The 7,501-nt window shown below is 50.8% G+C and carries 3 protein-coding genes and 3 pseudogenes; all 6 read left to right on the top strand.

Translation table 11 applies throughout. The features are described 5' to 3' along the window. A pseudogene (locus tag BG74_RS18400) lies at positions 1 to 783 on the top strand (phosphohexomutase domain-containing protein); the annotation flags it as partial. After that, positions 783 to 1,579: pseudogene (locus tag BG74_RS09090) on the top strand (ABC transporter permease). The pseudogenes BG74_RS18400 and BG74_RS09090, both read left to right, overlap by 1 nt. Next, positions 1,579 to 2,863 (top strand): annotated as a pseudogene (locus tag BG74_RS09085) (ABC transporter ATP-binding protein). Before BG74_RS09090 ends, BG74_RS09085 begins: the two co-directional pseudogenes overlap by 1 nt. Before the next feature lie 18 nt (positions 2,864 to 2,881). Beyond that, a complete protein-coding gene (locus BG74_RS09080) occupies positions 2,882 to 4,849 on the top strand; it encodes a methyltransferase domain-containing protein (protein WP_066597986.1) in 1,968 nt (655 codons plus the stop codon). 5 nt (positions 4,850 to 4,854) lie between these two features. Next, complete coding sequence (locus BG74_RS09075; protein ID WP_066597984.1) at positions 4,855 to 6,834, top strand: glycosyltransferase family 4 protein; 1,980 nt, start codon at positions 4,855 to 4,857, stop codon at positions 6,832 to 6,834. Positions 6,835 to 6,930: 96 nt separating this feature from the next. After that, a partial coding sequence (locus BG74_RS18395) for a glycosyltransferase (protein ID WP_244267493.1) occupies positions 6,931 to 7,501 on the top strand: 571 nt, incomplete at its 3' end.

The raw sequence follows: 7,501 nt of genomic DNA, 5'->3' as shown, positions 1-7,501 counted from the left end.
GGTGTCCTTTGTTAAAGTGCATCACCAGCCGGACGGTCATTTTCCCAGCGGTATTCCCAATCCGCTGTTGCCTGAATGCCGTCAGGATACTACCGACGCCGTAAACGCCGCCGGTGCCGATATGGGCATCGCTTTCGACGGCGATTTCGATCGCTGCTTTTTATTCGACGAGCAAGGGGGACTTGTTGAAGGCTATTACATTGTCAGTTTGCTGGCGGAAGCTTTCTTACAAAAGCATCCCGACAGCAAGATCATTCACGATCCCCGCCTGACCTGGAACACCCAGGATATCGTTATCCGCGCCGGCGGCACGCCAGTAATGTCGAAAACCGGCCATGCGTTTATTAAGGAACGCATGCGTATAGAGAATGCGATTTACGGCGGTGAAATGAGCGCCCACCACTATTTTCGCGATTTCTTCTATTGCAACAGTGGGATGATTCCTTGGCTGATAGTGGCGGAGCTGATGGCAGTGCGGGGGCAATCCTTGAGCCAACTGGTGGGCGAGCGTATGCGATCCTATCCGGCTTCGGGTGAAATCAATCACCAATTGGTCGATGCGCCGGCGGCGATTGCCGCAGTGCTGGATCATTACCGTGATAAGGCGCTGTCAATCGATCGCACCGATGGCATCAGTGTGGTGTTCGCCGACTGGCGTTTTAATCTGCGCAGTTCCAATACTGAACCGGTGGTACGGTTGAATGTCGAATCGCGGGGTGACACACTGCTCTGATGAAGGATAAAACCCGGGAAATTCTTGCCATATTGACTGGAACGCACTGATGCTCAATGTCCTATTTGGTAGTATTTCCCGCTACTGCGGCTTTATTATTGATAGTATCCGCCGGGATTTTCAATCCCGCTATCAAAGCAGCTTTCTTGGTGCTCTATGGCTGATTTTGCAGCCAGTGGCCATGATCTCAGTTTATACACTAGTTTTTTCTTCGCTGATGCGCGCTCGTATGCCTGATATGAGCACCCCTTTCGCCTACAGTATTTACCTGTGCTCAGGCGTGCTGACATGGGGATTGTTTACTGAGACGTTAAACGGCTTGGTAAATGTGTTTCTCAACAACGCCAACATCCTCAAGAAACTTAATTTTCCACGTATTTGCTTGCCGATCATCGTGTCAGTATCGTCGTTAATCAATTTTTTGATTATCCTTGCCCTATTTGTACTGTTTATGGTTGTTTCCGGTACGTTTCCCGGCTGGATCTTCTTTGCCATTATCCCTGTGCTGTTGGTGCAGATGATTTTCACCGTTGGTCTGGGAGTTATATTAGGCGTGATGAATGTGTTTATGCGTGATGTGAGGAAGTTTGTTGCCATTTTGCTGCAGTTCTGGTTTGGTTTACGCCCATAATCTATGCTGCGCGTACGCTTCCCGAATGGGCCCGCGCCGCGATGCGCTTTAATCCTATGGCGGCCCTGGTGGAGTCATATCAAAATGTCTTGCTCTATCATCACATGCCTAACTGGCTGGCGCTGGCGCCGGTTAAGGCTGTATCCCTAGTGCTGTTTGCCATCGGTTGGCGGATGTTTCAGCGACACGCGGCCGATATTGTGGATGAGATTTAATGACCCGTATTGAAATACGCCAGGTCGGCAAGGCCTATAAATACTACGCTTCAAAATGGCTGCGGTTAGTGGAAAAAATGGGGCTGCTTTCCGTCGAGCGCCATAGTAAAAAATGGGTGCTGAAAGATATCTCGTTTACCATACAGTCTGGGGAGTCGGTAGGCGTTGTCGGCGTTAATGGTGCCGGCAAAAGTACGTTGCTGAAGCTTCTTATCGGAACCACGAAACCCACTACCGGCAAAATTACCCTTCACGGGTGTGTTGCAGCGCTTCTGGAGCTGGGAATAGGGTTTCATCCTGATTTCTCCGGCAGGCAAAATGTCTATATGTCCGGGTTGATGATGGGCTATAGTCGCGAAATGATAACGAGCCTGATGGTGGATATCGAAAAATTCGCCGATATCGGCGACTATATCGATCGGCCGGTGCGTATCTACTCTAGCGGCATGCAGATGCGGCTAGCGTTCGCGGTAGCGACCGCGTCGCGGCCGGACATTCTTATTGTAGATGAGGCCCTATCGGTCGGGGATTCTCACTTCCAAGCCAAGTGTTTTGCGCGTATTGCCGACTTTAAGCAACAAGGTACTACGCTGTTGCTGGTTTCCCATAATGTCAGCGATATCGTCAAGCACTGCGACCGCGCTATTTTTCTAAAGAATGGCGCCATCGAGCTTGACGGTACAGCTCGTGATGTGACCAACCGCTATTTGGATGAGCTGTTTGGTAAACAATTCGACGCAGCAGCGGATACGGCGCCGGTGGACGGTTCATTGGGATTGATATTGACCGACCAAAGAGATCTCTTCTCCAGCCGCCGCGGTTATAGAGCAGAAGAGTATCGTTGGGGGCAGGGCAGCGCGAAAATCATCGATTTCGATATTCAGGCGGGAGGCGAACATTACCCTGTCGCCATTGATAGTAATAGCCAAACGGATTTGCATGTCAATGTGTTGTTTGAGCAAGACTTTGACAGCGTAGTGCCGGGTAATGCTGATAAAAAATCTTGAAGGATTATTCTTATACGGCACGAATTCATTTCTTTGCTCTCAGGGCCAAGAGCATATTTCGGTGAAAGCAGGGGAAGTCAGAGTCTTTACTTTCAGTTTCCTGATGAATCTCAATCAAGGCGACTACTTACTCTCTTGCGGGATCTCTGCAGGTAATCCCCTCGGTGAGATGGTGCCATTGGATCGGCGTTATGACGCAATCATGCTGCACGTCATCCGCAAGGTGGAATTCTGGGGTCTCATCGATCTGGCATCGACATTTAAAAGTCATTCATAAAAAGGCTATGTTAAAGCAATGAGTAAAAATGTGCAGCAGTTGGTGGCAGAACTTCCTGAGGTATATCAGACCATTTATGGGCATCCGGAATGGGCGCAGGCGGCGGCGCGAGACTGTTATGATCGCATTGATACCCTTGGCGCCATCTATGATCAATTGGCCGCGAAGCTTAGCCGACCTTTGCGAGTGCTTGATCTGGGCTGTGCCCAGGGTTTCTTTTGTTTGAGCCTGGCCGAACGCGGCGCCACCGTGAAAGGCGTGGATTTCCAGGAGAAAAATATTGCGGTGTGTCGCGCACTTGCCGCTGAAAACCCGCACTTGGACGCCTCTTTCGCCATCGGCCGAATTGAGGAGGTCATCGATGTTTTGGAGCCCGGTCAATATGATCTGGGTATCGGCCTGAGCGTGTTTCACCACATCGTTCATCTTCACGGCGTGGAGCGGACGCAGCGCTGGCTAGCCCATCTCGCTTCCTGCACCGAAGCGATGATCCTGGAGCTAGCGCTACGCGGGGAACCGTTATATTGGGGGCCTTCCCAGCCGGAAGATCCGAGGGAATTGCTGCGCGATTGTACTTTCTTTCACGAAATTGCGCGTTTCAATACGCATCTCTCCGCTATTTATCGCCCGCTGTACGTGGTCAGTCATCATTGGCTGTTTCTTGATTGGCATTGTGACGTAATCGAGCACTGGCGTGATGCGCCTTATACTGAGGCCAAAGGGGCCCACCACGGCAGTCGCCGCTACTATTTTGGCAAAAACTATTTTTGCAAGGTTATTAATTTCAAGCTGACGGACGGTAGCCTGCTGGAGGCGGAAAATCAACGCAATCAGGCCGAACTAAGGCGCGAGTGCGCCTTTCTTAGTGCACCGCCGTCGGGCTTCATTGCACCGGCATTGCTCGGTCATGACATAAGCGACAGCGAGGGATGGCTGATAACGGAACGGCTAGAGGGAGAATTACTGCGGGATCGGTTATTGAGCGAAGACTCTCTGGATAAGGCGCGTATCATCGGCGACCTGTTGGAGCAACTGACGCTTTTGGAACAGGCCGGTCTTTATCATGACGACTTGCGCAGTTGGAATGTCCTTATCAATCAGAAAAGCGAGGTGCGGCTCATCGATTACGGCTCTATTGGGGGCGAAAAAACCGATTGTGTCTGGCCATACGATCTTTTTCAGTCCTGGTCTATTTTTGTCAACGAACTGTTCAATCCGCCAGCGACAAAACTTGACCTGCTTCGCCCCTTTGCCCTTAGCCCGTTCAATATGCCGGAACCCTTTCGCTGCTGGTTGTTTGCAGCCTGGCGTCAGCCAGCGCAGACCTTAACCTTCGCCAAGCTGCAGGCGCTATTTATGAAACGCGAACAGTTGCCGACCTGTGCAGAGAACGAGACTGGAATGGAGTTCTGGGTCGCTGCCATGGAATCGGGTCTGCAACAACTACAACTGCATATACATCATCTGCCTAGTGAAAGCGTATCGCTACTGCTAAGCGGCGATCATGGCACCCCTATTGAAGATCTGTTACGTCGTACCGAGATGCTCGAACAGCAAATGGCCGAGCAGCTTGAGCGTCATCGGGACAGCGAAGATCGGCTGGCAGCTGTTTTAAGCAGCCGATCTTGGCGTTTGATGGTCCCTTATCGCTATGTGGGGTTGCAGTACCATTTGCTACGCCAACATGGTGTCAAAAGCCGTGCCCGCCATGCTGCCAAACGGTTGCTGCGAGCATGTTATGCGCAGATTCACCAGTGCCCGGCACTGAAATCTTGGATCATAAATACTCTACATAAAAGCGGATATTACCTACAGGCGCGGCAACTTTTTCAGCGTTTATTTCCACTCTTTTATTCCATAGAGGAAAGGATGAAGCAGGCAACATACGATGCTCAACGCGCGCGGTTATTGGCACAATTGAACGAGATGGACAGCGTGCCTGAAGAGGTGAGAAATATTTATCAGCAGCTGAAAAATAAGGGGTAATATCAGTGCATATTCTTATTGACGTCCAGGGTCTGCAGTCGGCAAGTAAATATCGCGGTATCGGCCGTAGCACGCTAGCGATGAGCCGAGCTATCATCCGAAATGCCGGCGAGCATCGGGTAAGTATTCTGCTCAATAACATGTTCTCTCTGGACAATATCCGCGAAGTGCGTCAGGCGTATCAAGATGTATTGCCGGCCAATGAAATTTATACCTTTTCCGCGCATGGTCCGGTGGCGGCCTGCGATGCCGCTAACGCTGAACGTAACTGCGCTGCGCATATTAGCCGCGATGTTGCTATTGCCCATATCAATCCAGATTTAGTGTTCGTCATCAGTTTTTTTGAGGGGCATGTAGATGAATATATCGTATCGATCCCAGACTACCTGGTTAAATGGCGCACGGTTTGCGTCTGTCACGATTTGATCCCGCTATTGAATCCAGAAACTTATCTGACTGATATCAATTTCTGCCAATTCTATACCAATAAATTACATGAATATGAACGCGCGGACGCGATTTTCGCTATTTCCTCCTCAGCGGCTGAGGAGGTGAAAAAATATACCACTATCGATCCGTCGCGGGTAATCAATATCTCCTCCGCCGTAGAGCCGGAATTTCGCGTACTTTTGCTTACTCCAGAGCAAAAGCAGGATTTCCGCCAGCGTTATCACTTGCCAGACACTTTTATGATGACGTTGGCCATGATCGAGCCGCGAAAAAATATTGAGGCTCTGATTGAAGCCTATAGTCAATTACCTGAAACGTTGCGTAATGACTGTCCGATGGTACTGGCCTGTAAAATCCGTCCGGCCGAACTAGCGCAAATTCAGCGGTTGTGCGCGAAATATGAGCTGACGTCTGAACAAGTGTTGTTTACCGGTTATTTGCCCGATAGTGATTTAATCACTCTGTACAACCTTTGTAAGCTGTTTATTTTTCCTTCTCTCCATGAAGGTTTTGGTTTGCCGCCGCTAGAGGCGATGAGCTGTGGCGCGCCGACGATTTCGTCGAATGCGACCAGCTTGCCTGAAGTGATTGGTTGGTCAGAGGCGATGTTTGACCCGACGAGTATTCAAGCTATGCGTGATAGTATGTTACGTGCGTTGGAGGATGAAGATTTTTATCAGAGGTTGCAAGACCATGCCCTGACGCAGGCAGCAAAATTTTCCTGGGATCGCACCGCCCACTTGGCATTGGCAGGATTTGAACGGATAATAACCTGCCAGGTGTTGCTGCCGGCGGATGCCAGACAATTCACTGCCGAAGCCATCCGCTGTCTAGCAGAAAAGGTAACGTTAAACCAAGAGACCGACCGCTTGGGCGTAGCCTGGGTGCTGGCGCAGAATTCCTTCAGTGAGCAAACGCCAAGGTTATGGGTTGATGCCACTACGCTCATGGCTCATGGTGATACGGCGACGACAGCCCGTACTCGCCAGCTGATAACCATGTTGCTGGCGGCAGCACCATCGGATTACTCGGTATACGTCGTCTACTGTTCGTATAATAGCAGCTATCGTTATGCCGTGATCAACCCGGACGGCTGCCTTGCTCCCGCTCGTGCGCAGGATGTGCCGGTCCTTTTCACTCAGCAGGATGTGCTGCTGGTGGCCGAACTACAGAATAATGTGAGCGCCAGGCAGCAGGCGGAGCTGGATGCTCTAGTCAGGGCAGGAACGCAAGTGGTACTTTGGCTTTCCGATGACACGTTTGCCGCGGCGCTGCTTTCGGCTACGCAAGGGGCATGTCCGCCGAAGGGGGCGGCTGGGCTACGAACGATGTTCCGCTATACAGACAGTATTCTTTGCTCTTCAGGCGCCATCGTGGCAGAACTGCAGCGTTGTAAGGCACAATGGTCGAACGAGACTGCCATTAATACGAATCTTCAGATTGACAGTCTGGAGGCCGACGCTCTAACCGCCACCGGAGATGAAATCCATCAGTTGATTGCTCAGTTACCGCTTGCCTGCCCCTCGAATAAATAAGTGCGAGCGCACGACGGGCGGTGCGACTGTTAAAACGATTGCTTGGCTAACGGAGACATCGCCATACCAATCGCTTTCAGGACCAGGATCCCACGCATGAATATAATGTTTGCTACCGATGCGATAAAATACCCGTTAACCGGGATTGGCCGTTATGCATTGGAGCTTATGCACCAGCTAGAGTGTACGCCTGAAGTGGAGAATCTGCATTTTTTTAATCGCCTGCGGGTTCAGACCTCCCTACCGGACTACCCACATGCGTTGGATTTACCTCCCCGGCCTTGGAAACAATGGCTGCAACGGCGTAACGCGTTGATAGAAATTTACCGGCTGGCGTTTCCGTTATACCAGGGGTATGCGCTGCGCGATTATCGCGATTATATTTACCACAGCCCGAACTATTATCTGCCGGTGGGCATGCCGCGTTCGCTCACTACTTTCCATGATATTTCTATCTTTATCTGTCCTGAGTACCATCCGCCAGAACGGGTGCGGTATTTACGTAAAGCTATGCTCTCTAGTCTGCGTCGCGCCAGCCGGGTGCTTACTGTCTCCGATTTCTCCAAAAATGAATTGGCGGCGTATTTTAATTATCCATTAAAAAAAATTGATGTTACGCCCTTGGGTTGCGGCACGTCGTTTTACCCGCGCGTCGAGGATACGGTGG

The organism is Sodalis-like endosymbiont of Proechinophthirus fluctus (assembly GCF_001602625.1).
Taxonomy (GTDB): domain Bacteria; phylum Pseudomonadota; class Gammaproteobacteria; order Enterobacterales; family Enterobacteriaceae.
Note: the sequence above shows the minus strand (reverse complement) of the source record. Positions and strands in the feature narration are given on the sequence as shown.

Bases quoted from the DNA above. Each gene is read 5' to 3' on its own strand.
- BG74_RS09080 (WP_066597986.1), top strand. From the start codon at position 2,882: ATGAGTAAAAATGTGCAGCAGTTGGTGGCAGAACTTCCTGAGGTATAT.